A 22,736-nucleotide genomic window follows, 5' to 3' on the forward strand; every position below is an offset into this window, starting at 1 on the left:
GGCTCCCCGCCCGTGCCGGCCCAATCACCGAGCCCACGAGCGCGAAAGGACATGACCCATCGGCGGGAAGTGGCACGACCACGACTCCGCCCTCCGGCGTCTGCCGCCCTGTCGGCGGTGCCAGGAGACACGACGAAGACCACCAGCGGACAGCCGTCCACGGCTGGTGGTGCTTCGTCTCCCGTCCCTGCCACCCCCTGAAGAGGAGACAGTCGTGTCCACCCCGCTCACCCTGTGCCGGCCCGGCCTCGCCGTCGGCCGGGACCTCCAAGCGCTGCACCGCGCCGCCTCGCCGGAGTTCTCCGGCTGGCTGGAGCACACCCGCCCCGCCGGCGGTTGCTCGCGCCCGATCCGCCTCTCCGGCACCATTGCCGCCGTCGACCGAAACACCGGCCGCATCACCAGCCGACTGCACACCGATGAGCTGCCCGACCGGGCGCTTTACAAGGCGTGCGGCAACCGCCGCGAATCGCAGTGCTCCGACTGCGCCTGGGTCTACCAGGGCGACGCCTACCAGGTCGTCCGGTGCGGCCTGACCGGCGGCAAGGGCGTCCCTGCCTCGGTCGGCCGGCATCCGGTCGTGTTCGCCACCTTCACCGCCCCGTCGTTCGGCGCGGTCCACCACCGGCACATCCCCCGTCACACCTGCCGCAGCCGGCAGCGCTGCGACTGCCGACCGGCCCCCTGCCACGCCCGGAGCACCCCCGGCACCTGCCCGCACGGGCAGCCCGCGGTGTGCTTCGCCCGCCACGACGTCGACGATCCGCGGCTCGGGCAGCCCTTGTGCCTCGACTGCTACGACCACGACCACCAGGTCGTCTGGAACCACTTCTCAGGGGAGCTGTGGCGGCGCACCAAACAGGCCATCGAACGCAACCTCGCCGCCCTCTGCCGCCGACGTGGCATCCCCTTCGTTCGGGTCCTCACCGCCTCAGGCAAGCTCCGCTGGGTGCCGCCCGTGCGGGTGTCGCACGGCAAGGTCGCCGAGATGCAACGCCGGGCCGCCGTGCACTTCCACGTCCTGCTGCGCCTCGACGGCGTCGACCCTGACGACCCGGACGCCCTCGTGCCGCCGCCGGCCGGCATCACCGTCGGCGACCTGGACGCTGCTGTCCACGCCGCCGCCTCCCGGATCACCGTCACCACACCCCCACACTCCGACCAGCCCGAAGGCTGGGTGGTCGCCTGGGGCGAGCAGGTCGACGTTCGGCACGTCAATAGCGCCAGCGGTGAGCTGACCGACGGCAAGGTCGCCGCCTACCTCGCCAAGTACGCCACCAAGGCGACCGAAGCCACCGGCCACTGCTCCACCCGGCTCACCCCCGCCACCATCGACGACTACGCCGACCCCGAAGGCGACCACCTCGCCCGCCTCATCGACGCCTGCTGGCACCTCGGCAGGCCCACTTACAGCGACACGACCAGCGGCGCCGCAACCGCCAGCAACCGTCAAGACAGCCTTGACACCAAACCCCACGCCTACGCCGGGATGCGGCGGTGGGCGCACATGCTCGGCTTCGGCGGCCACTTCCTCACCAAGGCCCGCCGCTACTCCGTCACCTTCGGCCTGCTGCGCGACACCCGCGCCACCTACCGCCGCACAGAAGACGACGAGTCCACCGACAGCACCACCGTCGCCACCCTCACTTACATCGGAGCCGGCTGGCTCAGCGACGGTGACGCTCTCCTCGCCAACACCGCCGCCAGACAGCGACGCGAAAGCAGACGCATCGGCCGAGAAGAACTCGCCCACGAAGCCTGGCTCATCGGGGCGGCTGCATGAGCAGAGACCTCACCCCGCGCTGGTACTCCCCCGCCGAGGTCGCCGTCCTACTCGGCTTCGGCATCTCCAAGGTCAAGATGAAGATCGCCACCGGCGAGCTGCGCTCCATCAAGGACGGTAAGTACCGCCGCATCCTCCCTGAATGGGTCGACGACTACATCCGCCAGCAGGTCGAACGCCAGGAGGCAGCCTGATGCCCGCCCGCGCACGAGCCAACGGCGAAGGCTCGATCTTCCCGTACCGCAACGGCTTCGCCGCTTACGTCTGGGTCACCAAGCCCGACGGCAAGCGCACCCGCAAGTACGTCTACGGCAAGAGCCGCGAGGCCGTCCACGACAAGTGGATCAAGCTGCATCAGCAGGCGAAGCAGGGGCCGGTGGCGACCAGCGTCCCGACGGTCGGCAGCTTCCTGACGCGGTGGCTGTCGGAGATCATCGAGCCGAACCGGGCACCGTTGACCTACGCCACCTACGAGACGATCGTCCGCCGCTACATCACTCCGGGCCTCGGTGCCAAGCGGCTCGACCGGCTCCAGTCGCGGGACGTGCAAACCTGGATCAACCAGGTGGCCCGCACCTGCCAGTGCTGCGCCCAGGGCAAGGACGCCACCCGGCCCAAGGACAAGCGGCGCTGCTGCGCGGTCGGCCGCTGCTGCCAGGCCGTCCCGTCGACGCGCACGATCAGCGACATCCGGGCCGCGCTGCGGGCCGCCCTCACCCACGCCCAGGCCGAAGACCTCATCACCAAGAACCCAGCCGTGCCGGTAACCCTCGCCACGGTCCGCCGCCGCCGAGGCAGGTCGTGGTCGAGCGACGAGGCCCGCAAGTTCCTCGAATCCGCCCGCCACGACGAGGACCCGCTCTACGCCGCCTACGCCCTGGTACTCGTCACCGGACTACGCAAGGGTGAGGCCCTCGGACTGACATGGGAGGACGTCGACCTCGACGCCGGAGAGCTGACCATCGGCCGCCAACTGCAACGCGTCCGCGGCCAGCTCCTGCACCGCGACACCAAGACCCAGGCATCCGACGCCACTCTCCCGCTGCCCGACATCTGCGGCACGGCACTAGGAATCAGGAAGGTACAACGGGACGAGGCACGAGCAGCGGCCGGCAACGCGTGGCATGAAACCGACCTCGCATTCACCACCCGCTATGGCACGCCCATCGAGCCGCGCAACTTCCAGCGCTCCTGGCAAACCCGCTGCGAGAAGGCCAAAGTCAGGCCGATCACCGTCCACGACGCCAGGCGCACCTGTGCCACGCTCCTGGCCGACCTCGACGTCCATCCGAGAGTCGTCATGCAGATCCTCCGGCATGCCCGCTTCTCGATAACCATGGAGATCTACACGCAGGTCTCGTCGAAGGCGACCCGCGACGCCCTCAAGCGGCTCGGCGATTCCCTCGCGAGATGACCGTTGCTGTACTTCGCTGCTGTACGGGCAGCAAAAAGGCCACCCCCACGAATGGGAAGTGGCCTTTGAGCTGCGTGGGCGATACTGGGATCGAACCAGTGACCTCTTCGGTGTGAACGAAGCGCTCTCCCGCTGAGCTAATCGCCCTCAGCGCCGATGACTCTACCCGATCGAGAACCGAGACCAAAAACCCGGGTCTTCAGTGCGTCGCGAGGTAGCGCATCACCCGGGCCACCAGGTCGATGCCGAGGCTGTACTTGAGCGACAGCCACACCACCACCAACACGAAGACCAGCCCGACGGCGCCGAGCGCCAACCGGACCGGCAGCGATCGGCTGGTCACCCAGCGGGTCCAGGCGTGCACGTGTCGGCGGGTGAAGCCGAGCAGCCGCCGCGCCCAGTGGAACTCGACCGCCCAGATGCCGAGCCCGGCGATCACCAGCAGCCAGCCGGGTCCGGGCAGCGGGATCAGCGCGACACCGACGGTGACGACGATGGCGCCGGCGATGCCGATGAAGATCTTGAGGGCGACCCGGCCGGTGGGGTTGGCCCGGATGAGGTCGAGGGTGGTGTGTAGCCGCCCCCGCCAGCCGCTGTGGGGCTTCCGGGCGACGGCGACCCCGGAGGCGGAGGAAGGGCCGCGGGAGGGGCCCTCGGAAGGCTCCGTCGACACCACGTACCCCCGCCTTTCGGCTGCTCGGGCCACTCCTTTCGGTGGGCCGGCCATGGTCGTCGGATCCATCGCGGAACCCCGCCTGACCATTTCCACCCCCAGTGTGGCCCGGGACCGTCACCCCCGCAGAGGACTGGACGTTACCGGAGTAAGTCGACGACTGAACCACCCGCTGCCGGGCGGCACCACGGTTCGGGCGGAACCGGAAATCCTACAAGAATTTTCACATTCTCGCGGCCTTTCCGACCCCCTTCCCACCACTGGGTGAAGTCAGCGTATGGCGGAGCGTAGCCAGGAGTAGCACCTGAGTATGGGAAAAGCGGGACACGCGCGTTCCGCAGCGGTGCCGGGGGGAGAACGTCCATGAGTGTCATCCGACCGACGACCGTAGAGGTCGAGACGTCGCTAAGGCTCGTCGCGCCTGACGCCACCGCATTGCCGGTGCGTGCCAGTCTGCGTTACGACCCTGCTGACCCGTATGCGGTCCATGTCCTGTTCCACGCCGAATCCGCCGGCGGCGAGGCGGTGAGCTGGTCGTTCGCGCGCGAACTGCTGGTCACCGGGCTCGATGAGCCGGCCGGCATCGGCGACGTCCGGGTGTGGCCGTGGGCCACGCCGCGCGGCGACTTCGTCGCACTCGCGCTGTCGTCCCCGGACGGCAACGCCCTCTTCGAGGTCCCGCGCAGCGTGCTCGTGCGCTTCCTGCGCCGGACCTACGTCGTCGTCCCGCGCGGCCGCGAGGCCGAGCACCTGGACGTCGACACGGCGGTGAACCGGCTGCTCGCCGGCCGCTGACAACGCAACCCCGGGGCCGCGCGGATCTGCCGAGTCCGCGCGGCTCCGGCCACCACCGATCCGGTACGCCGTGGGCGTGCCGGCCTCAGCCGTGCGTGGTGATCCCGCCGTCGACCGGGATCACCGCGCCGGTCAGGTACGACCCGGCGCGGGACGACAGGTAGATCGCGGTGCCCGCCATGTCCTCGGGACGCCCGATCCGCCGCAGCGGCACCTGCTGCTCGATCGCCGACCGGGACGCCGGGTCGTCCAGCGCGAAGGCCATCATCTTGCTCTCGAACGGCCCCGGCGCGATCGCGTTGACCGTGATCTGCTCGCCAGCGAGCTGATGCGCGAGGCTGCGGGTCAGCATGTGCACGGCCGCCTTGGTCGCCGAGTAGGCGTACACCTCCATGAACGGGACCCGGAGGCCGTCGATCGACCCGATGTTGATCACGCGGGCCGGGTCGTCGGCGCTGGCTGCCGCGCGTAGCGCCGGCAGCAGCGCGGTGGTGAGCCGGAAGACGGCCTTGACGTTGACCGCCCAGAGCTTGTCGAACGCGGCCTCCGGATAGTCCTCCAACGGCGCGCCCCAGGTCGCGCCGGCGTTGTTGACCAGCACCTCGAGCCGGTCGGTGCGCTCCCGGACGGCGGCGGCCAGCCGCTGCGCGCCCTCGTCCTGGCTGAGGTCGGCGGGGATCGCCGTGCACTGCCCCTCGGCGGAGAGCTCCTTGGCCACCCGCTCGCAGACATCGGCCTTACGCGAGGAGATGATGACCGTCGCGCCGGCCTGCACGAAACCCCGGGCGATCATCAGCCCGATACCCCGCGAACCGCCGGTGACCAGGACCGTCTTGCCTCCGACCGAGAACAGATCCGTCATGTCCATCCCATCGCGAGTCGGCGGGGCCGCGGCGTGGTCCGCCGGCCCAGGCGCTACCGATCGGTAACCTAGTCGGCGCGTGACGGCGGGGACAAGCCCGTACCTGCCGTCCACCGCCGAGATGCAAGCTGCGCAGGGGGCGGCTAACGTCGAACCGATGGTCACTCCCGGTCAGCTCCCCCCGGCCACCCGTACCGACCTGTCCACCGTCGCGGTGGACCCCGACGACATCGCCACCGGGGCGCTCGGCGATCTCACGCCAGAGCTCGGCTGGCGTCGCCCCGTGCTGCTCGACGCCGACCTGCTGATCCTGGTCACCGGCGGACACGGCAGCGCCGAGCTGGACTTCCGGGCGCTGCCCTGCCGGCCGGGCACCATCGTGCGGGCCCGCCCGGGCCAGGTGCTGCGCTGCCTCGGCGCCCACCTCGACGCGACGGTGGTGCGCTGGGGCGCCGGGACCTTGCGCGGGCTGGACGTCGACCCGGACGCGGTGCCGGCGTACCGGCAGCTCGCCGGCGAGGACGAGGACGCGGTGATCGGCGAGGTCACCCAGCTGGTGGTGGACGCGGAGCGGCACCGGGAGCAGCCCGCGGCCCGGGCGCTGCTGCGGCACCAGCTCGCCGTGCTGCTGCTACGGCTGACCCTGCTCGGCGACACCGGCAAGCGGCCGGCCCCGCGCCCTGAGTCGGAGACCTTCCACCGGCTCTGCCGGGAGGTCGAGCGGGGCTACCAGCACACCCGCCGGGTCGAGGACTACGCCGCGCAGCTCGGCTGCTCGGTGCGTACCCTCACCCGGGCCTGCCTGGCGGTGACCGGCCGCAGCGCCAAGCAGGTGATCGACGAGCGGGTGGCGTTGCAGGCCAGCCGGCTGCTCGCCGCCACCGACGAGCCGATCGCCCGGATCGGCCGGCGGCTCGGTTTCCCCGAGCCGACAAACTTCGGCCGCTTCTTCACCCGTGAGGTCGGCGTCAGCCCCGGGGCCTTCCGGGCCGCCCGGGAACACCCCCTACCGGTCCGGATGGTGCGCCCCCGCCCGCCCGCCGACCCAACGCCCGCCCTGGCGAGGCATGATGGCAGGGCCTCCAACTGATTGTTGCGTGTATTCGTGGTGATGATCTGGTGAGGTTGCAACAGTGGGCGGAGCGCGAAGCCGTGCGTCGCGCCGCGATGTGCAGGTGGTTTCGGGAAGGGATATGCCGGTGGCGGCTCGCCGGGTGGTCGAATCATCGGCGTCGATGGATGTGTCCGGTTCGGCCATGGGTACCCTGACGTCGCCGTCAGCGACGCAGGGTCGCAGGCTGCTGGTGGGACCGGCAGAGCTTGACGGGGTCCGTGTGCGGGACATGATGGAGCTCCTGACGTCGTTGTGCGGGCGTCGCTCGTCGATGATCCGCAACAGCCGCGTTGTGGATGGCGCCACGGGAGACGGCCCAGGGTGAAGACGATTCAGGCGTACCGGTTTGCGCTGGACCTGACTACGGCGCACGAGCGGGCGGTGCGGGCGCATGCGGGCGCGGCACGCGTAGCGCACAATTGGGCGTTGGCCATGGTGAAGGCGGTGATGGATCAGCGGGCCGCCGAACGCTCTTACGGAATCGCCGTTGCAGACCTTACCCCTGCCGTGGGCTGGTCGCTTCCTGCCCTGCGCAAGGCGTGGAATCAGGCCAAGTCGGAGGTGGCGCCGTGGTGGGCGGAGTGTTCAAAGGAGGCCTTCAACACCGGCCTGGACGCCTTGGCGCGGGCTTTGAAGAACTGGTCCGATTCGCGGTCTGGTCAACGTGCCGGGCGGCCGGTCGGCTTTCCCCGGTTCAAGTCGCGTCGCCGGTCGACACCAACGGTGCGGTTCACCACCGGCACGATTCGCATCGAGCCGGACCGCAAGCATGTCGTGCTGCCTCGGCTGGACCGGCTCAAGACCCACGAGTCGACCCGTAAGCTCGCCCGCCGCCTCGAGGCCGGGACCGCCCGGATCTTGTCTGCAACGATCCGCTTCCAGGGCGGCCGGTGGCACGTCGCGTTCTGCGTCCAGGTCGACCGTCGAGACCGCAGTCCGGCGCGACCGGACGCGACGGTCGGGTTGGACGTGGGTGTGAGGCATCTCGCCGTGCTGTCCACGGGCGAGTTGGTGCCGAATCCCCGTCACCTCGATGGCGCGGCCCGGCGGATGCGCAGGCTTGCTCGTCGGATGTCCCGCCGGGTCGGCCCCGATCGGCGGACCGGCCTTCGCGCGTCAAAGCGGTGGGAGGCTGCCCGTAGACAGGTAGCCCGGGCGCACGCCCGGGTGGCGAATCTGCGTCGTAATGGGCTGCACCAGCTCACCACCCGGCTGGTTCGCGAGTACGGCACGATCGTGGTTGAGGATCTGAACGTGGCCGGGATGCTGCGTAACCGGCGGCTGGCCCGGCACATCGCCGACGCAGCGTTCGCCGGACTGCGCCGGCAACTGGCCTACAAGACCGGGTGGTACGGCAGTCGGCTGGTCGTGGCCGACCGCTGGTATCCGTCCTCGAAGACCTGCTCGGGCTGCGGCGCGGTGAAAACCAAGCTGGCCCTGTCCGAGCGCACCTACACCTGTACCATCTGCGGCCTGACCCTCGACCGGGACATTAACGCCGCACGCAACCTCGCCGCACTCGCGCATGAGGTCACCACCGCCGGGAGTGGCCCGGTGGCCGGACGTGGAGCCGACCATAAGACCCGCCCCAGCGGGCCGGTGGCCGTGAAGCGTCAACCCGGCACCGCTGCGGCGGGCAAGACCGGGACCGTTCCGCCGCAAGGCGGGACTTCCAACCACGGACTTACCACAGTCCACTGAGAGGAAACGGTGCAGATCTCCGCGCGCGGCGACTATGCGGTCCGGGCGGCCCTGAGCCTGGCCACCGCGTACCCCGCCCTGCTGTCCACCCAGGCCATCGCCGCCGAACAGGACATGCCCCGGAAGTTCCTCGAGGCCGTCCTGGCCGACCTGCGCCGGGCCGGGATCGTCCGGGCCCAGCGTGGTGCGGAGGGCGGCTACACCCTGGCCCGCCCGCCCCGCGACATCACCATCGGGCAGATCCTCCGCGCCGTCGACGGCCCGCTGGCCGGCGTCCGCGGGCTGCGCCCCGAGGAGACGCATTACGCGGGCGCGGCCGAAAACCTGCCCCGGCTCTGGGTGGCCGTCCGCGCCGCCGTCCGCCAGGTCGTCGACGAGGTGAGCCTCGCCGAGATGGCCAGCGGCAAGCTGCCCGGGCACGTCCGCAAGCTGATCGCCCGCCCCGACGCCTGGGAGCCCCGCTGACCCTGACCGGTCCCGACCGCGGCACGCCGTCGCGGGCGGCTGCGCCGGCGTGGCTCAGCGACACGCCGCCGCGGGTCGCTGCGCCGGCCCGGGTCGCTGCGCCACTGCGGGTCGCTGCGCCGGCCCGGGTCGCTGCGCCGACGGGGCTGGCTGCCGGCCCGTCCCGCGCCGATTCGTTTGCGACATCAGCTCCATAGCGAGCCGACCCCACTCCCCCGCCCGCCCCATCGGCACCGCGGATTCGGACGGGCGTGCCCACCGGCCGGCGTCGAGGCGGCCGCCGGGCGGCGTCACAGCGTGCGGAACACCTCGGCGTAGTCCAGCCGGGGCAGCCACTCCCGCCAGGCGTCCGCCGCGGGCCACGCACGCCGACCAGGAAGTAGCCGATCTGCAGCGCCGCGCTGAGCCGGGCCTGCGCCTCCCGGCCGGCCGGCTCGTCGGCGAACCAGTCCCGGGCGCCGGGTCGGTGCGGGAACACCTCCGGCAGCCGCTCGTGCCAGTCGATGTCCGCGGCGAGCACCGCGACCAGCGGCGCCGTCGCCGTCTTGTCCCGGTTGCCCGCGCTGACGTACGGCAGCAGCCGGGCCCGCGCCTCGGGCGAGCGCAGCAGCAGCACCCGCAGCGGCTGGGCGTTCAGCGCGGTCGGGCCGTACCGGACCAGGTCGTGGATCGCCCGGACCTGCGCGTCGTCGACCGGCTCGTCGGTGAAGGCGTTGGCCGTCCGGGCCGCCCGGAACAGCAGGTCCTGGGCGGTCCGGTCGAGGGCGAGCAGGTCCTCCGCCGCCGCGGCGGTCACCACGGCGACGGCCACGGGCCGAACGTGGTGGTGTAGCCGCCACGGTGATGCACGAGCGGGTCGCCGTCCTCTCCCGTGCCCAGCGCGAGGGGCTCGCCGAGCACGATGGTGTGGTCGCCGGCCTCGATCCGGCGGACCACCCGGCAGAGCAGCACGGCCAGGGCGTCGTCGATCAGCGGCACCCCGAACGGTCCCAGGGTCCAGCCCGGGTGGGCGGCGAACCGGTCGATGCCGCTCGTGGCGAAGGTCCGGGCCACCTCCTGCTGGCCGGAGGCGAGCAGGTGCACCGCCAGGTGCTCGGCCCGCTCGACGGTGGGCCAGCTCGACGACTCCCGGCCGAGGCAGAACGACACCAGCGGCGGATCCAACGACACCGAGGTGAACGAGGTGGCGGTGAACCCGGCCGGCGGCAGCGCCGGCAGGTGCCGGTTCGCGGCCAGCCCGGGCGCGGTGACCACGGTGACCGTGGACGCCTGCCGGCGCAGCAGGGCGCGGAGCAGGTCCGGGTCGACCGGGCGCAGCTCGACGGCGCCGGCCCCCGGCCGGTCCACCGTGGTCACGCCGTCACCAGCTCTCGGCCGGCGTATGTGCTGGCCGGGCGGGGCAGCCCGTAGTGCTCGCGCAGCGTACGACCGGTGTACTCGGGCCGGAACAGGCCGCGCTCGCGCAGCAGCGGCACGACGTGGTCCACGAAGGCCTCCAGTCCATGGGGCAGCAGTGGTGGCATGACGTTGAAGCCGTCGGCGGCGCCCTGGGTGAACCACAGCTCGATCTGGTCGGCGATCTGTTCCGGGGTGCCGGCGACCACCCGGTGCCCGCGGCCGCCGCCGAGCCGGCCGATGAGCTGCCGGATGGTCAGGTTCTCCCGGCGGGCCAGCTCGACGACGAGCTGGTAGCGGCTCTGGTGGGACTGCACCGCGGTCGGCACCGCCGCCGGCAGGATGATCTTCTGGAACAGCCGCAGGTGGTTCAGCCCCATCGAGCGGGCCGAGCGGATCAGCAGCGGGTCGACGCCCTTCACTCCGGCGATGGTGTTCAGCAGGATCGGCCAGGAGCAGGCGTAGAGCACCAGGGCGATCTTGGAGGTCTCCCCCAGTCCGAGGATGAGCACGAAGACCGGCAGCAGCGCCAGGGCGGCGGTGTTGCGGAACACCTCCAGCAGCGGGCTGAGCAGGTCCGCCAGGGGCCGGTACCAGCCGATCAGCAGCCCCAGCGGGATGGCGGTGAGCACCGCCAGGGCCAGCCCGGTCAGCGACCGGGTGAGGCTGGCCCCGACGTGGTCGGCGAGCTGTCCGCCGCGCAGCAGCGCCCACCAGGCGGTGAGGACCTCCGACAGCGGCGGCAGGAAGACCCGGTCGACCAGCCCGGCCCGGGGCACGGCCTCCCAGCCGGCGGCGAGGGCGAGTAGCGCGGCGCTGCGGTGCAGCGCCCGGCCGCCGAGCCCGAGCAGCCGGGCGGGCCGGGTGGGTCCGGGGCCGGCGGGTGCCGGCGGGGGCACGGCGGCCGGGGCCGCCAGCCGGGCGGGACGTTCGGCGATGTCAACCACGGCGGGCCTCCTGGAGTACGGCGGGGCGTTCGGCGGACCGGGCGGCGCGGACCTCGTCGCGCAGCAGGGTCCAGATCTGGTGCCGGTGGTGCCGGAAGGCATCGGAGGAGCGGACGTCCTCGACCGCGTCCCGGTCCCCCAGCTCGATGTCGATGACCTGCTTGATCCGCCCCGAGCGGGAGGTCATCACGGCGACCCGCTGGCCGAGGTGGACGGCCTCGTCGATGCCGTGGGTGATGAACACGATGGTCTTGCCGGTGCGTTGCCAGATCCGGACCAGCTCGTCCTGGAGGGAGTCGCGGGTCTGCGCATCGAGCGCGGCGAACGGCTCGTCCATCAGCAGCACGTCCGGGTCGTACGCGAGGCTGCGGGCGATGGCGACGCGCTGCTTCATGCCGCCGGACAGCTCATGCGGGTAACGGTCGGCGAACCCGGTCAGCCCGACCAGGTCGAGGTGCGCGGCGATCAGCTCGGCCCGCTCGGCGCGGGGCACCCCCTTGGCCTCCAGCCCGAACCCGACGTTGCCGGCGGCGGTGCGCCACGGCAGCAGCGCGTACTGCTGGAAGACGATGCCTCGGTCGAGGCCGGGCCCGGTGACCGGCTGCCCGTCGACCAGGATCCGGCCGCTGGTCGGCGTGGGCAGGCCGCCGAGCAGGTCGAGCAGGGTGGACTTGCCGCAGCCGCTGGGGCCGACGACGACCAGGAACTCGCCGGGGCGTACCGCGAGGGTGAGCTCGTCGAGGGCGGTGACCGCGCCGGCGCCCGTGCGCCGGCCACCGCGGACGTCGAAGGTCCTGGTCACCCGGTCGAAGAGGATCTTGTCGGTGCTCACGCCCCACCTCCGCCGCTCGGGAGGCCGTTGAACCGGTTGGTGTAGAGGTCCGACGGCTTTGGCTTGGCGCCCTTCAGCTCCCCCGCGTCGGCGAGCCAGTCGATCCAGGTGGCGAACTCCCGGTCGGCGATCACGCCGCCCTGGCCGGCCACGCCGCTGGACTTCCAGTAGCGGACCAGCGACGGGTCCTCGTTGCGGCCGCGCTTGGCGATGATGGACTCGAAACGGGCCACCACGGTCTGCCGCGGCTGGGTCCGCGCCCACTCGATCGCCCGGCCCACCCCGGTGACGAACGCCTTGACTGTTTCCGGGTTGCGCTTGATGAAGTCGTCGCGGAACACGTAGCTGCCGGCGCTGAACGCGCCGAGCAGTTCGTAATCGGTGAAGACCGGGCGGATGCCGCCGTTGGCGATCGCCTTGTCGCGGATCACCCCGCCGAGCACGGCGACGTCGATCTGCCGCGGCCGCAGCGACTGCTCGGTGTTGACCGGCGGCAGCGCCACCAGCTCGGCCTTGGCGATCTCCTCGGCCGTCAGTCCGCCCTTGACCAGCCAGGTCTTCAGCACCGCCTCGGCGTGCGCGCCGAGGGTGTTCATGCCGACCTTCCTGCCGATCAGGTCGCGCGGGCCGCGGATCGGGCTTCCGTCGAGCACGTAGTAGCCCTGGAAGGTCTGCGCGTCGGAGCCGTAGTAGCTGACGACGGCGGTGATCGGGGCGTTCGCGGCGGCGAGCTTGACGATGGCGCCGTTGAACGCGCCGCCGAAATCGCTCTGCCCGGTGGCGGTGGCCTGGATGTCGGCGGGACCGCCGGTGACGTTGCCGATCCAGTTGAGCCTGACGTCGCCGAGGTAGCCGAGGTCGGCGGCGAGTTCGGGGAGGGTCACCTGACCGACCGAGCCCCGGTAGCGCAGTTCGGTGGCCTGGCTGCCGCCGGCGGCGAGGGTGAGCAGGGCGACGGCGGCGGCGAGGGTACGGCGCAGCGGTTGACGGGGTGCGGCCATGGAGGGGTCTCCTGATCTGTCCACGATGCGGTGGAGGAAGCCCACGAGGGGCGCGACGGCACGCCGCGCCGGGCCGGGCGACGGTGCGCCGGCGACGGGAGCGGACGGGCGGAGGAGGTGAGTCGGCGGGGAGCCGGGCCGGTGGAACCGGTCAGCTCAACAGAGCGCGCTCGCATGCCGGACCAGGTCGACGTGCACGCGAGCGGTGAGGAGAAGCTCGTCCCGCTGCGACATGCCCTCATGCTGCCGGCCGTTCTCCAGCCCGGTCAACGCCCTTCCACAGAGTGAGATGCGCGTCCCCTGCTTTGTTACCACCCGCCTCCGCCAGCACTTACCACTCCTTAACACCTACCCGTTGAGTAGAGATTCTGGCGGGCGCCCAGGGCACCGTCCAGTACGGACCGACCGGGTTTCGCGAAACGGGGTTTCGGGCATGTTCGATGCGCAGGGGCAAGGGAGATGACGAGAGGAACCCGTGATGGGCATTCAGTTCCGCAAGCGTCAGAAGTACGGCCCGCTGGTGCTGAACTTCACCGAGAACGGCTACTCCTCCTGGAGCATCAAGATCGGCAGGTGGTCCTGGAACTCGAAGTCCCGCGCCCACCGCGTGGACCTGCCGGGGCCGCTCTCGTGGAAGCAGGACAAGACCCGGGCGTGACGTCCCGAGGTCGAGCGGGATGCCGGTGGCTCACCGGCATCCCGCTCGGCGTACGGTGCCGGGTTGGGCGTTCCGGCCGACCGGACCTGGTGTCCTACTGGGTCCGGGTCAGTGTGTCCCGCCTGGTCAGCAGCAACAACAGCAGCAGCAGCTACCCGGCGTTCGTGTCCGAGGCGGCGCTGATCAGCACCTCGCCGCCGAGCCGGCCGTGCTCCGGGTCCCGGGTCGCCGCGCCGGAGGCGAGCAGGGAGGTCAGCGCCCGGTTCGCGTCGGCGGCCCGGTAGACCGTCGAGGTGAGGGTGAAGCGGCGCAGCTCGGTCACCGTACGCGGGCCGGAGCGGGCCAGCTCGGCGAGCAGCTCCCGGCGCAGCGGCCCGGGTTCCGGGTCGAGGGTGATGTCCAGCAGCCGTCCCGCCGGGTCGGCCGGGTCGCGGTAGCGGACCCCGGCGTACTCGTCGACTGCCCAGAGCGCCTCCTTGACCGCCTCCAGGCTGCGATCCGAGCCGGTGGCGAAGGCCAGCAGCCGGGCCGGGGAGCCGTCGGTGGGCACCAGCTCGACCTCGGTCAGCAGCGGGAAGCCGGCGGCCGTCAGGGCCGGCCGCGGCGACTGGCCGGCGGCGGTGACCAGCAGCAGCTCGGCCGGCTTGCCGCTGGCGGCGGCGGCCAGCAGGGCCGGGGTGGGCGCGCCGCCGTCGACGACGGTCAGCAGCGGCGCGCCGGCCGCGCCGGCGGCCTTGAGCACCACCGGCAGCCGGTCCGGGTGGCCGGGCACCACGTGCACCGCGACGTCCGCGGACAGGCCGGCCTCCACCGGACCGAGCCGGGCCGGCAGGTCGGCGGCCTCGGCGAGGACCAGCACGGTCAGCCGCCGGCCGCGCAACCGGTCGGCGAACTCGGCCACCACCCGCAGCGCCGCCTCCGCGCCGCCGGCGTCACCACCGGCGTACGCGAGGGCGAGGGTGGCCCGCCGGGAGCGGTGCAGCGCTCCCGGGAGCCAGTGGTCGAGCTGCCGGACGAGCAGCTCGCGCAGGACGGCGTCGGTGGACATCCTGCCGTTCTACCGCACGGCCGGTCAGGCCGGTACGGAGATCCCCACCCCGCCGCGGGTCTGGCCGCCGTAACGCCGCCGCTCCTTGTCGATGTCGAGCCGGCCGATCCGCTTGCGGGCGGCGAGGGCCTCGTCGTCGAGCAGGTCGGCCGGGATGATCCAGACGATCTCGAATTCGAGCCCGTCCGGGTCCTGCCCGTAGAGGCTCTTCGTGGTGCCATGGTCGGAGGTGCCGACCAGGGCGCCGGCCGCGGCGAGCCGCTCGGCGGTGGCGGCGAGCTCGTCCAGGGTGTCCAGCTCCCAGGCCAGGTGGTAGAGGCCGACGGTGGCCCGGCCGGCCTGCGAGCGGCCGGCGGCCGCACCGATCTCGAACAGGCCGAGGTCGTGGTCGTTGGTGGAGTCGGGGGCCTGGAGGAAGGCCGCGCCGCGGAACCCGTCCGGGGTCATCGCCACCGGACGGAAGCCCAGCACGTCGCGGTAGAAGGCGACGCTGCGCTCAAGGTTGCTGACGTACAGGACCGCGTGGTTGAGCCGGTGGATTCCCATGACCACCACGGTAGCGCGGTTTAGTTGAGCGTTCAACCAGTACGGCTATGATGGGTGTCATGACCCGGTGGCTGAACCCCGACGAGCAGCGGACCTGGCGGGCGTTCCTGACCGCCTCCCGGGCGCTGATGGACACCCTCGACCGCGAGCTGCAACGCGACGCCGGGATGCCGCACGCCTACTACGAGATCCTGGTCCGGCTCTCCGAGACCCCCGAGCGACGGCTGCGGATGAGCGACCTGGCCGAGGCGACCGGCTCGTCCCGCAGCCGGCTCTCGCACGCCGCCGCACGGCTGGAGGCGGCCGGCTGGATCCACCGCGAGGAGTGCCCCACCGACCGGCGCGGGCAGCTCGCCGTCCTCACCGACGCCGGCTTCGCCGCCCTGGCCGCCGCCGCGCCCGGCCACGTCGAGGGCGTCCGCCGGCACCTGTTCGACGCGCTCAGCCCGGCCCAGGTCGACCAGCTTCGGCGGATCAGCGAGACCCTGGCCGACCACCTGACCGGTTCCTGACCGATCAAGGCCGGCCCAGGGGTTGTACTTACCGTCGCCGGCCGGCCACGATGGGGCGTGCCCTCCGGCTTCGGCGAACTGACTGTCCAGGCGCACCACCTGGTGTCCGCCGGCGACCTCGCCGGCGCGCAGCGACTGCTCGCCGACGCGCTCACCGACGCCGATCCCCGCCCGGCCAACGCCTCCCCCGAGCTGGCCGACGCCGCGGGGCTCCAGGCGCGGGTGCTGGTCGCGCTCGGCGAGCCGCACTCCGCCCGCGGCTGGGCCGCCTTCGCGTACGCGGCGGCCACCCGGCTCTACGGCCGCTCCGACGATCGGACGGTCGCCGCCGCCGCCACCCTGGCCGCCGTGCTGCACCGGGTCGGCAGCGACGCCCGCGCCGCGCGGCTCTACTCCGACGTCATCATCGAGCTGACCGCCCGCGACGGCCCGGAGTCGATGCGGGTGCTGGCCGCCCACGCCGACCTGGCCACAGTGGAGTACGCCCGGGGCCAGTGCGAGGTGGCCCGGGACCGCCTCCAGGACGCCTGGGAGCTGCTCCGCGAGGTGTACGGCGACGACCACCCGAGCGGGATCAAGATGCTCGCCAAGCTCGGCGCGATGGAACGCGACTGCGGCCGGTACACCGACTCGCACGAGCACCTGGCCCTCGCCGAGGAGCTCTGCCGGCTGCACCTCGCCGCCGACGACCCGCTCGCCGCGCAGGTGGCCGCCCTGTCCCGGGCGGCGGCCGACCCGGACCACGTCTGCGCCGACCCGGAACCGCCCGCCCCGCCGGCGCCCGTCGTACCGGCCGCCCGGGTGCCACCGGCCGCCGAGGGTCCCCCCGAGGCACCGCCGTACCCGCCCGCCGAGCCGCCGCCGTACCAGCCGCCCGAGCCGCCGCTCTACCACCCGCCGGACCGGGCGGCGGCCAACTCGCATCCGAACGTGCCCACCCAGCGGCTGCCACCCGAGTCCGACGAGCCGTTCGACGACCTGGCCGGGGATGACTGGTGGCCGCCGGAGGAGCAGCTCGACGACGTGTACCGGGCCGGGGATAGTGCGCTGCCCCCGACGGTGGTCGGCCTCACCGGCGACGAGCCGGACGGCGTCCGCCGGGTACCCCGAGCCGCCGAGCCGGAGCCGTCGTCGCGGTACCTGCCGGTGCACGTGCCCCGCCCGCCCGAGCCCGAGCCGCGCGCCAACCGTTGGCTGCCGCTGGCCGCGGCCGGGGTGGTCGTGGTGCTCCTCGGCACGGGCGCGGTGATCGCCGGGGTGTCCCGGGTGGACGGTGGACGCAACGCCCCGCCGTCCCCGCCGGCCACCACCGGCGTCCCGACCGGCGTGCCGACCAGCGTCCCGCCGGCCACCGGTACGCCCCGCGCCGCGCCGCCCGCCTCCCCCGGCACCCCACCCGGGGCGGTACGGCTGACCGACCGGCGGGACAGCATCGCGCTGCGCTGGACGTACCCAGCCGGCGCGGAGGGGCCGGTGGTGATCGCCGGGGGGCGGGCCGGCGAGGGGCAGCGCACCTTCGAGGAGCTGCCGGCCGGCACCGACAGCTACATCGCGTACGGCCTCAGCCGCACCACCGACTACTGCTTCACCGTCGCGCTGGTCTGGTCGACCGACACGGTGGCCCGCGCGGCGCCGGTCTGCACCCGCCGCCGCTGAGCGCTCAGCCGGCGTCCGGCTCGTCCAGGGCGGGCAGCCACACCCGCACCCGCAACCCCGGGCCGGACGGCGCCGCGACGGCCGGCGGGGCGGCCAGCTCCGCCACCGCGCCGTCCCCGCCGCCCGGCGCGCCCGTCGGGACGACCGGCGGCGCCGTCGTCGGCACGGCCGCCCCGCCCGCGGCGGCGTCGGCATCGCCCAGCTCGACGGTGCCGCCGGCGCGGCGGACCAGCTCGCGGACGATGGCCAGCCCCAGGCCGGCACCGCCGTCATCGCGGGTCCGCGCGTCGTCGAGGCGGGTGAACCGGTCGAAGACCCGCTCCCGGTCCGCCGCCGGGATGCCCGGCCCGTCGTCGGTCACCGTCACCAGCTGGTACGCCCGGCCGCCCACCGGACCGGGCGACTCGGCCGCCGGGCGCTGCCCGGGCGCGGCCCGGCGCGGACCGGCGGACGGCTCCGGCCCCGCGGGCGGGGCGGGGTGCGGGCCGCCGCCCGGGCCGGTGACGGTCAGGGTGACCCGGGACCGGGCGTGCCGGACGGCGTTGTCGACCAGGTTGGTGACGATCCGGCGCAGCTCGTCCGGGTCCCCCTCCGTCCACGCCGGTGCCGCCGGCGGCAGCAGCCGCACCGGCGGGGAGGACTGGCGGCCGGCCACCCCCCGCAGCAGCTCGCCCAGCTCCACCGGCCCCACCGTCCGCCGCGGCGACCCGTTGCCCGCGCCGGCCGCCTCGTCCAGCCGGGCCAGCAGCAGCAGGTCGTCGACGAGCCGGGCCAGCCGCTCGGTGTCGGCGAGCAGGCTGTCGGCCACCGCTGGCCAGTCCGTACGGTCCGCGAGCCGCCGGGCCACCTCCAGCTCGGTACGCATGGTGGTCAGCGGGCTGCGCAGCTCGTGCGCGGCGTCGGCGACGAACGCCCGCTGCCGGTCCCGGGCCGACTCCAGCCGGTCCAGCATGTCGTTGAGGGTGACCGCCAGGCGGTGGATCTCGTCGCGTGCCGCGGGCACGGGCAGCCGGCCGGCACCGGCCCGTCCGGTGATCTCGGCCGCGCCGCTGCGCAGCGCCTCCACCGGGCGCAGGGTCGCGCCGATCACCCGCCAGGCGACCACGGCCAGGCCGGCGACCAGCAGCGGGAAGCAGACCAGCAGCAGGGTGCGGACGATATCCAGGCTGTGTCGCACGTCCGCCATCGACTTGCCGACCAGCACGGTCAGCGGCTCCCCTGGCGGGCCGGCCGGCACGGTCACCACCCGGACCGGGCCGTCGAGGCCGAGCCGCTGCCCGCCGACGACGAGCCGCTGCCGGGTCCCCGGTTCGAGCTGGTCCGGGCGGAGCATCGGGGTGAGCCGGTCGGCGTCGATCGAGGCGGCGCGGATCCGCCCCTGCGCGTCGATCACCTGCACCCGCAGCTGGCCGCCGGCCACGGGCAGCGGGTCGGGCAGGACGTCCTGCGTGGCGAGCAGCGCGACCGCGTCCGCCGTTCGCAACGCCTCGGCGTCCACCGTGCGCTGGAGGGTCCAGCCGAGCGCGCCGAGCAGGAGCGCCCCGCCCAGCGCCAGCCCCACGGCCAGTCCGAGCACGCCGATGGCCATCAGCCGCGCCCGCAGGCCGAGGTGGCGCCGCAGCCGGCGCGGCCGGCTCACGTGGCCAACCGGTAGCCGGCGCCGCGGACCGTCTCCAGGCGCTCCCGGCCGATCTTGCGGCGCAGGTAGCCGACGTAAACCTCGACGGCGTTCGGCGCGGTCTCCAGGCTGGCGTCCCAGACGTGGTCCAGCAGCTCGGTCTTGGAGACCACCTGGCCGGGATGGCGCATCAGGTAGTCGAGCAGGGCGTACTCGCGGGTGGTCAGGGCGACCTCGACGTCGGAGCGGGTCACCCGCCGCCGCGCCGGGTCGAGCTGCAGGTCACCCACGGCAAGCACGGCGGGGCGTTCCGGCGCGCCGCGGCGCAGCAGCGCCCGCAGCCGGGCCAGCAGGACCACGTACGAGAACGGCTTGGTGAGGTAGTCGTCGGCGCCGCAGTCCAGCCCGTCGGCCTGGTCGTACTCGCCGTCCTTGGCCGACAGCATCAACACCGGCAGCCACCGCTCCTCGGCCCGGAGCCGCCGCACCACCTCGTACCCGGAGAGGCCGGGCAGCATCACGTCGAGGATCATCGCGTCGTAGCCGCCGTGCCGGGCGGCCTCCAGGCCGGCCGGGCCGGTGGCCGCCACGTCCACCGCGAAGCCCTCGGCCTGCAGCCCGCGCTGCACCGCGGCCGCCAGCCGCGCCTCGTCCTCCACCACCAGCACCCGCACGCCTCAAGGGTGCCACTCGGGCGACACCCCGTAGGGGATCTCCTCAGCGCCCTCACAGCCACCGGGGTGCAGCATGGTGGTCAGGAGGTGTCCACATGTCCGTACTGAAGAACCGCACGGTGCTGCGCTGGCTGGTCCCGGTGACCGCGGGGGTCGCCGTGATCGGTGGCGGGGCCGCCGTCGGCACGTTCGCCGCCGACGCCGACCCGGCGCTGCCCCCGCGCACCGCCGCGCAGCTCCTGGTCGATTTGCAGACGTCCCGCCTCGAGGGGCTCTCCGGCACCGTGGTGCAGCGGGCCGACCTGGGGCTGCCGGCGCTGGCCAACCTCGCCGGCCTGGCCGGCGGCAACGAACTGACCACCCTGCTGACCGGCACCCACACCCTGCGCGTCTGGTATTCCGGCGAGGAACGGCAGCGGGTCGCGCTGCTCGACACCCTCGGCGAGCGGGACCTGATCCGCGACGGCCGCGACCTGTGGGCCTGGGATAGCCGGACCAACACCGCCACGCACCGCACCCTGCCGGCGGGCCAGGACGGGCCGCCGTCGCTGCCGGCCACGCCGGCCGACGCCGCCGACCAGGCGCTCGCGGCGATCGACCCGACCACCGCGGTCACCGTCGGCCGGTCCGCCCGGGTCGCCGGACGGGACGCCTACGAGCTGGTGCTCACCCCGCGCGACGCCGACTCCCTGGTACACCAGGTGCGGATCGCCCTCGACGCCAAGGAGCACGTGCCGCTGCGGTTCGAGGTGCTCGCCGACGGCGCGGACAAGCCGGCCTTCGAGGTGGCCTTCACCCAGGTCGACTTCGGCCGGCCCGCGGCGGACCAGTTCCGGTTCAACCCGCCGCCGGGCGTGAAGGTGACCGAGGAGTCCGCTGGGCGGGCCTGGCGCGATGGGAAGACCGGCGCGGACAAGGCCCGGCCGGACGGCACGGACGTGCGTACCGTCGGCACGGGCTGGACCACGGTGCTGGTGGCGCGGCTCGACGCGACCGGCCGCACCGGCGGCGCCGCCAAGGCGGACGCCGGCACGGCCGGCGACCGGGCGGCCGCGGATCAGGCGGCCGGGCTGCTCGGCGCGCTGCCGAAGGTCAGCGGCGACTGGGGCAGCGGCCGGCTGCTGAGCGGGAAGCTGTTCAGCGTGCTGCTCACCGACGACGGCCGGGTGCTCGCCGGACTGGTCACCCCGGAACGGCTCTACCAGGCGGCGCGGGGCTGATCCGGCGCGACACGTGGCCCGGGGCCGGGACGGCGGACGCCGTTCCGGCCCCGGGCCGCGTCGGCTTCGCCCACGAACCGCCGGGCGAGGCCTTACGTCCTCGAATTGCCTTCCGCGGGGTTTGTCCCGTCGAGGCAGGGGGGCTCCGGATGGTCCGGGGCACCATGCGGTTCCGGGTCGACTGCCGACCCCGGTTCAACTACGGGCGCGACCCACACGAGCTCGACGTCCACCCGGGCGGCAGCGTCTTCCGGACTCCCGCCCTCTCCCTCACCCTCAGTCCCGCCCGCTACGCCGAGAGCCTGCGCGACCAAAGGGAGGTGCAGCGGACCACCGAGGGCATCTCGGTGGTCGCCACGCTCCGCGAGGGCGAGGCCGGCGGGGTGGTCCTGGAGACCGCGCAGTCCCCCGATCCACCCCGGCCCTTCACCCCCGACGAGGCACGGGAGATGCTCGACCAGACCCGCGACTTCTGGCGGCGCTGGCTCGACCGCTCCCGGTACGCCGGCCGGTGGCGCGAGATGGTCGAGCGGTCCGCGATGACGCCCAAGCTCATGACGTACGCGCCGACCGGCGCGCTCATCGCCGCCCCCACCGCCGGGCTGCCGGAGCAGATCGGCGGGGAACGCAACTGGGACTACCGCTACACGTGGATCCGGGACGCGTCGTTCTCCGTGCACGCGCTGCTCGGCCTGGGCTTCACCGAAGAAGCCCGGCAGTACATGCACTGGGTGGACGACCGGATCCGGGACGCCGACGAGGGCGGCGTACCCCTGCAGATCATGTACCGCGTCGACGGCTCACCCGATCTGGCCGAGGAGGTGCTGGATCACCTCGAGGGCTACCGGGGATCGGCTCCCGTGCGGGTGGGCAACGGCGCGGCGCAACAACTGCAACTCGACATCTACGGCGAGGCGCTCAACTCCCTGTACGTCGCCGACAATCATGGCCTGCAGAGCACGCACCGGGGTTGGATGAACACGGTGCGCCTGATCGACTGGCTCTGCGAGCACTGGGACCAGCCCGAGGACGGGATCTGGGAGACCCGGGGCGGCCGCCGGGACTTCACCTACGGGCGGCTGATGTCCTGGGTGGCCCTCGACAGAGCCGTCCGCCTCGTGGACCGGCGGGGAAGGCCCGGCGACACCAGCCGCTGGGCGAGCACCCGCAACCAGATCTACGAACAGATCATGGCGCGGGGCTTCAGCCCGCGACGTGGCGCCTTCGTGCAGCACTACGCGAACGACGTGCTGGATGCGGCGCTGCTCGCCATGCCCGCGGTCGGGTTCCTGCCGCCCACCGACCCGATGTGACAGTCGACCCTGCGGGCGATGGACGCGGAACTGGTCTCCGACAGCCTGGTTTACCGGTACGACCCGAACGCCTCACCCGACGGCCTCCCCGGCAACGAGAGCACCTTCACCATGTGCACGTTCTGGTACGTCCAGGCCCTCGCCCAGTCCGGCCGGCTCGACGACGCCCGGCTGACCTTCGAGAAGATGCTCACCTACAGCACCCACCTCGGGCTCTACTCGGAGGAGATCGCACCCACCGGCGAGCAGATCGGCAACTTCCCGCAGGCGTTCAGCCACCTCTCACTGATCAGCGCCGCCGTGCGCCTCGACCAGTTGCTCGACGCCCGTCCGTGACCCGCCGGGTCGCGCCGGTCAGGGGCGGTGGCGGGGGGATGTGACGTGGGCGCGGGTGGCCGGGCAGGCTTGGTCCGCCGGCCAGCCGCGCGGTATCTTTCTCAGTTCAAACACAAAAAGGAACGACCCCTGCGGGCCATTCCTTTGACCACCTTAGCTTATGAGGAGCCGGC

General features: G+C 73.1%; 21 protein-coding genes, 1 tRNA gene and 3 pseudogenes. 12 read left to right on the forward strand and 13 right to left on the reverse strand.

The features are described 5' to 3' along the window. Nucleotides 1-214: 214 nt before the first annotated feature. The 3 genes from I8N68_RS26490 to I8N68_RS26500 are packed head-to-tail and all read left to right on the forward strand — an operon-like array spanning nt 215 to nt 3,197. Nucleotides 215-1,783, forward strand: coding sequence for a replication initiator (locus tag I8N68_RS26490; protein ID WP_200215218.1), 1,569 nt, complete (start codon nt 215-217; stop codon nt 1,781-1,783). Then, nucleotides 1,780-1,977, forward strand: coding sequence for an excisionase family DNA-binding protein (locus I8N68_RS26495; protein ID WP_091340828.1), 198 nt, complete (start codon nt 1,780-1,782; stop codon nt 1,975-1,977). Before I8N68_RS26490 ends, I8N68_RS26495 begins: the two co-directional genes overlap by 4 nt. Then, the gene (locus I8N68_RS26500) at nt 1,977-3,197 is read left to right on the forward strand and encodes a tyrosine-type recombinase/integrase (RefSeq protein WP_200215219.1); all 1,221 of its coding nucleotides are present in this window, start codon (nt 1,977-1,979) and stop codon (nt 3,195-3,197) included. Before I8N68_RS26495 ends, I8N68_RS26500 begins: the two co-directional genes overlap by 1 nt. 75 nt (nt 3,198-3,272) lie before the next feature. On the opposite strand, the gene I8N68_RS26505 is transcribed toward I8N68_RS26500, so the two are convergent. Both I8N68_RS26505 and I8N68_RS26510 read right to left on the reverse strand, forming a co-directional pair. Further along, nucleotides 3,273-3,344: transfer RNA gene (locus tag I8N68_RS26505), tRNA-Val, on the reverse strand. 52 nt (nt 3,345-3,396) lie between these two features. Next, nucleotides 3,397-3,939 (reverse strand): TIGR02611 family protein, encoded by a 543-nt coding sequence (locus I8N68_RS26510; protein ID WP_200215220.1) that lies wholly within the window; start codon nt 3,937-3,939, stop codon nt 3,397-3,399. Between the two features lie 294 nt (nt 3,940-4,233). On the opposite strand from I8N68_RS26510, the gene I8N68_RS26515 reads away from it, so the two are divergent. Beyond that, a complete protein-coding gene (locus tag I8N68_RS26515; protein ID WP_007457244.1) occupies nt 4,234-4,665 on the forward strand; it encodes an SsgA family sporulation/cell division regulator in 432 nt (143 codons plus the stop codon). 85 nt (nt 4,666-4,750) lie between these two features. Here the strand turns inward: I8N68_RS26515 and I8N68_RS26520 are convergent, their stop codons facing one another. Continuing rightward, nucleotides 4,751-5,527 carry a glucose 1-dehydrogenase gene (locus I8N68_RS26520; RefSeq protein WP_200215221.1) on the reverse strand — a complete coding sequence of 259 codons (777 nt, stop codon included), beginning with the start codon at nt 5,525-5,527 and terminating at the stop codon, nt 4,751-4,753. Between the two features lie 157 nt (nt 5,528-5,684). Between I8N68_RS26520 and I8N68_RS26525 the strand changes: the two genes are divergently transcribed. The 3 genes from I8N68_RS26525 (at nt 5,685) to I8N68_RS26535 (ending at nt 8,807) form a co-directional block, all read left to right on the forward strand. Next, a complete protein-coding gene (locus I8N68_RS26525) occupies nt 5,685-6,617 on the forward strand; it encodes a helix-turn-helix transcriptional regulator (RefSeq protein WP_200215222.1) in 933 nt (310 codons plus the stop codon). 345 nt (nt 6,618-6,962) lie between these two features. Continuing rightward, nucleotides 6,963-8,342, forward strand: coding sequence for an IS607 family element RNA-guided endonuclease TnpB (tnpB, locus tag I8N68_RS26530; protein WP_200215223.1), 1,380 nt, complete (start codon nt 6,963-6,965; stop codon nt 8,340-8,342). A gap of 9 nt (nt 8,343-8,351) precedes the next feature. Beyond that, on the forward strand, nt 8,352-8,807 hold the full coding sequence (locus I8N68_RS26535; protein ID WP_200215224.1) for an RrF2 family transcriptional regulator: 456 nt from the start codon (nt 8,352-8,354) through the stop codon (nt 8,805-8,807). A 421-nt stretch (nt 8,808-9,228) separates the two neighbouring features. Here the strand turns inward: I8N68_RS26535 and I8N68_RS33200 are convergent. The 6 genes and pseudogenes from I8N68_RS33200 to I8N68_RS34340 form a co-directional block, all read right to left on the reverse strand. Continuing rightward, nucleotides 9,229-9,618 (reverse strand): annotated as a pseudogene (locus I8N68_RS33200) (nitroreductase family protein); the annotation flags it as partial. Then, on the reverse strand, nt 9,600-10,163 hold the full coding sequence (locus I8N68_RS26545; RefSeq protein WP_200215225.1) for a flavin reductase family protein: 564 nt from the start codon (nt 10,161-10,163) through the stop codon (nt 9,600-9,602). The gene I8N68_RS26545 and the pseudogene I8N68_RS33200, both read right to left, overlap by 19 nt. Next, the gene (locus I8N68_RS33205) at nt 10,160-11,149 is read right to left on the reverse strand and encodes an ABC transporter permease subunit (protein WP_307812987.1); all 990 of its coding nucleotides are present in this window, start codon (nt 11,147-11,149) and stop codon (nt 10,160-10,162) included. The genes I8N68_RS26545 and I8N68_RS33205 overlap by 4 nt, the downstream gene beginning before the upstream one ends. Continuing rightward, complete coding sequence (locus I8N68_RS26560) at nt 11,142-11,981, reverse strand: ABC transporter ATP-binding protein (RefSeq protein ID WP_200215226.1); 840 nt, start codon at nt 11,979-11,981, stop codon at nt 11,142-11,144. The genes I8N68_RS33205 and I8N68_RS26560 overlap by 8 nt, the downstream gene beginning before the upstream one ends. Further along, nucleotides 11,978-12,982: an ABC transporter substrate-binding protein gene (locus I8N68_RS26565; RefSeq protein WP_200215227.1), complete on the reverse strand. Its 1,005-nt coding sequence runs from the start codon at nt 12,980-12,982 to the stop codon at nt 11,978-11,980. Before I8N68_RS26565 ends, I8N68_RS26560 begins: the two co-directional genes overlap by 4 nt. A 156-nt stretch (nt 12,983-13,138) precedes the next feature. Continuing rightward, nucleotides 13,139-13,216 (reverse strand): putative leader peptide, encoded by a 78-nt coding sequence (locus I8N68_RS34340; RefSeq protein WP_349881247.1) that lies wholly within the window; start codon nt 13,214-13,216, stop codon nt 13,139-13,141. Between the two features lie 244 nt (nt 13,217-13,460). Here I8N68_RS34340 and I8N68_RS26570 point away from each other — a divergent pair, with 244 nt between their 5' ends. Next, a complete protein-coding gene (locus I8N68_RS26570; protein WP_200215228.1) occupies nt 13,461-13,640 on the forward strand; it encodes a DUF4236 domain-containing protein in 180 nt (59 codons plus the stop codon). A gap of 151 nt (nt 13,641-13,791) precedes the next feature. On the opposite strand, the gene I8N68_RS26575 is transcribed toward I8N68_RS26570, so the two are convergent. Beyond that, entirely contained in the window at nt 13,792-14,688 is an 897-nt protein-coding gene (locus I8N68_RS26575; protein WP_200215229.1) for a hypothetical protein, read from the reverse strand. A gap of 24 nt (nt 14,689-14,712) precedes the next feature. After that, the gene (locus tag I8N68_RS26580) at nt 14,713-15,234 is read right to left on the reverse strand and encodes a VOC family protein (protein WP_200215230.1); all 522 of its coding nucleotides are present in this window, start codon (nt 15,232-15,234) and stop codon (nt 14,713-14,715) included. A 50-nt stretch (nt 15,235-15,284) separates the two neighbouring features. Here I8N68_RS26580 and I8N68_RS26585 point away from each other — a divergent pair, with 50 nt between their 5' ends. Together I8N68_RS26585 and I8N68_RS26590 are read left to right on the forward strand one after the other, a co-directional pair. Continuing rightward, a complete protein-coding gene (locus I8N68_RS26585; protein WP_200215261.1) occupies nt 15,285-15,746 on the forward strand; it encodes a MarR family winged helix-turn-helix transcriptional regulator in 462 nt (153 codons plus the stop codon). A gap of 57 nt (nt 15,747-15,803) precedes the next feature. Beyond that, nucleotides 15,804-17,402, forward strand: a complete 1,599-nt coding sequence (locus I8N68_RS26590) for a tetratricopeptide repeat protein (protein WP_200215231.1) — start codon at nt 15,804-15,806, stop codon at nt 17,400-17,402. A 166-nt stretch (nt 17,403-17,568) separates the two neighbouring features. On the opposite strand, the pseudogene I8N68_RS26595 reads toward I8N68_RS26590, so the two are convergent. Together I8N68_RS26595 and I8N68_RS26600 are read right to left on the reverse strand one after the other, a co-directional pair. After that, nucleotides 17,569-18,990, reverse strand: a pseudogene (locus I8N68_RS26595) (ATP-binding protein); the annotation flags it as partial. 47 nt (nt 18,991-19,037) lie between these two features. Then, on the reverse strand, nt 19,038-19,694 hold the full coding sequence (locus I8N68_RS26600) for a response regulator transcription factor (RefSeq protein ID WP_200215232.1): 657 nt from the start codon (nt 19,692-19,694) through the stop codon (nt 19,038-19,040). Between the two features lie 95 nt (nt 19,695-19,789). Here I8N68_RS26600 and I8N68_RS26605 point away from each other — a divergent pair, with 95 nt between their 5' ends. After that, on the forward strand, nt 19,790-20,914 hold the full coding sequence (locus I8N68_RS26605; protein ID WP_200215233.1) for a LolA family protein: 1,125 nt from the start codon (nt 19,790-19,792) through the stop codon (nt 20,912-20,914). Nucleotides 20,915-21,057: 143 nt separating this feature from the next. Continuing rightward, nucleotides 21,058-22,563, forward strand: a pseudogene (locus I8N68_RS26610) (glycoside hydrolase family 15 protein); the annotation flags it as partial. Between the last annotated feature and the right edge of the window lie 173 nt (nt 22,564-22,736).

The sequence above is a fragment of the Micromonospora coerulea genome, from assembly GCF_016598485.1.
GTDB classification, from domain to species: Bacteria; Actinomycetota; Actinomycetes; order Mycobacteriales; family Micromonosporaceae; genus Micromonospora; species Micromonospora coerulea.

What these genes read in the sequence shown, in the direction of transcription:
- I8N68_RS26510 (WP_200215220.1), bottom strand. Translation starts at nt 3,939, where the DNA reads ATGGATCCGACGACCATGGCCGGCCCACCGAAAGGAGTGGCCCGAGCA.
- I8N68_RS26605 (WP_200215233.1), top strand. Translation starts at nt 19,790, where the DNA reads ATGTCCGTACTGAAGAACCGCACGGTGCTGCGCTGGCTGGTCCCGGTG.
- I8N68_RS26495 (WP_091340828.1), top strand. Translation starts at nt 1,780, where the DNA reads ATGAGCAGAGACCTCACCCCGCGCTGGTACTCCCCCGCCGAGGTCGCC.
- I8N68_RS26570 (WP_200215228.1), top strand. Translation starts at nt 13,461, where the DNA reads ATGGGCATTCAGTTCCGCAAGCGTCAGAAGTACGGCCCGCTGGTGCTG.
- I8N68_RS26525 (WP_200215222.1), top strand. Translation starts at nt 5,685, where the DNA reads ATGGTCACTCCCGGTCAGCTCCCCCCGGCCACCCGTACCGACCTGTCC.
- I8N68_RS34340 (WP_349881247.1), bottom strand. Translation starts at nt 13,216, where the DNA reads ATGTCGCAGCGGGACGAGCTTCTCCTCACCGCTCGCGTGCACGTCGAC.
- I8N68_RS26500 (WP_200215219.1), top strand. Translation starts at nt 1,977, where the DNA reads ATGCCCGCCCGCGCACGAGCCAACGGCGAAGGCTCGATCTTCCCGTAC.
- I8N68_RS26585 (WP_200215261.1), top strand. Translation starts at nt 15,285, where the DNA reads ATGGGTGTCATGACCCGGTGGCTGAACCCCGACGAGCAGCGGACCTGG.
- I8N68_RS26515 (WP_007457244.1), top strand. Translation starts at nt 4,234, where the DNA reads ATGAGTGTCATCCGACCGACGACCGTAGAGGTCGAGACGTCGCTAAGG.
- I8N68_RS26580 (WP_200215230.1), bottom strand. Translation starts at nt 15,234, where the DNA reads ATGGGAATCCACCGGCTCAACCACGCGGTCCTGTACGTCAGCAACCTT.
- I8N68_RS26520 (WP_200215221.1), bottom strand. Translation starts at nt 5,527, where the DNA reads ATGACGGATCTGTTCTCGGTCGGAGGCAAGACGGTCCTGGTCACCGGC.
- I8N68_RS26575 (WP_200215229.1), bottom strand. Translation starts at nt 14,688, where the DNA reads ATGTCCACCGACGCCGTCCTGCGCGAGCTGCTCGTCCGGCAGCTCGAC.
- I8N68_RS26565 (WP_200215227.1), bottom strand. Translation starts at nt 12,982, where the DNA reads ATGGCCGCACCCCGTCAACCGCTGCGCCGTACCCTCGCCGCCGCCGTC.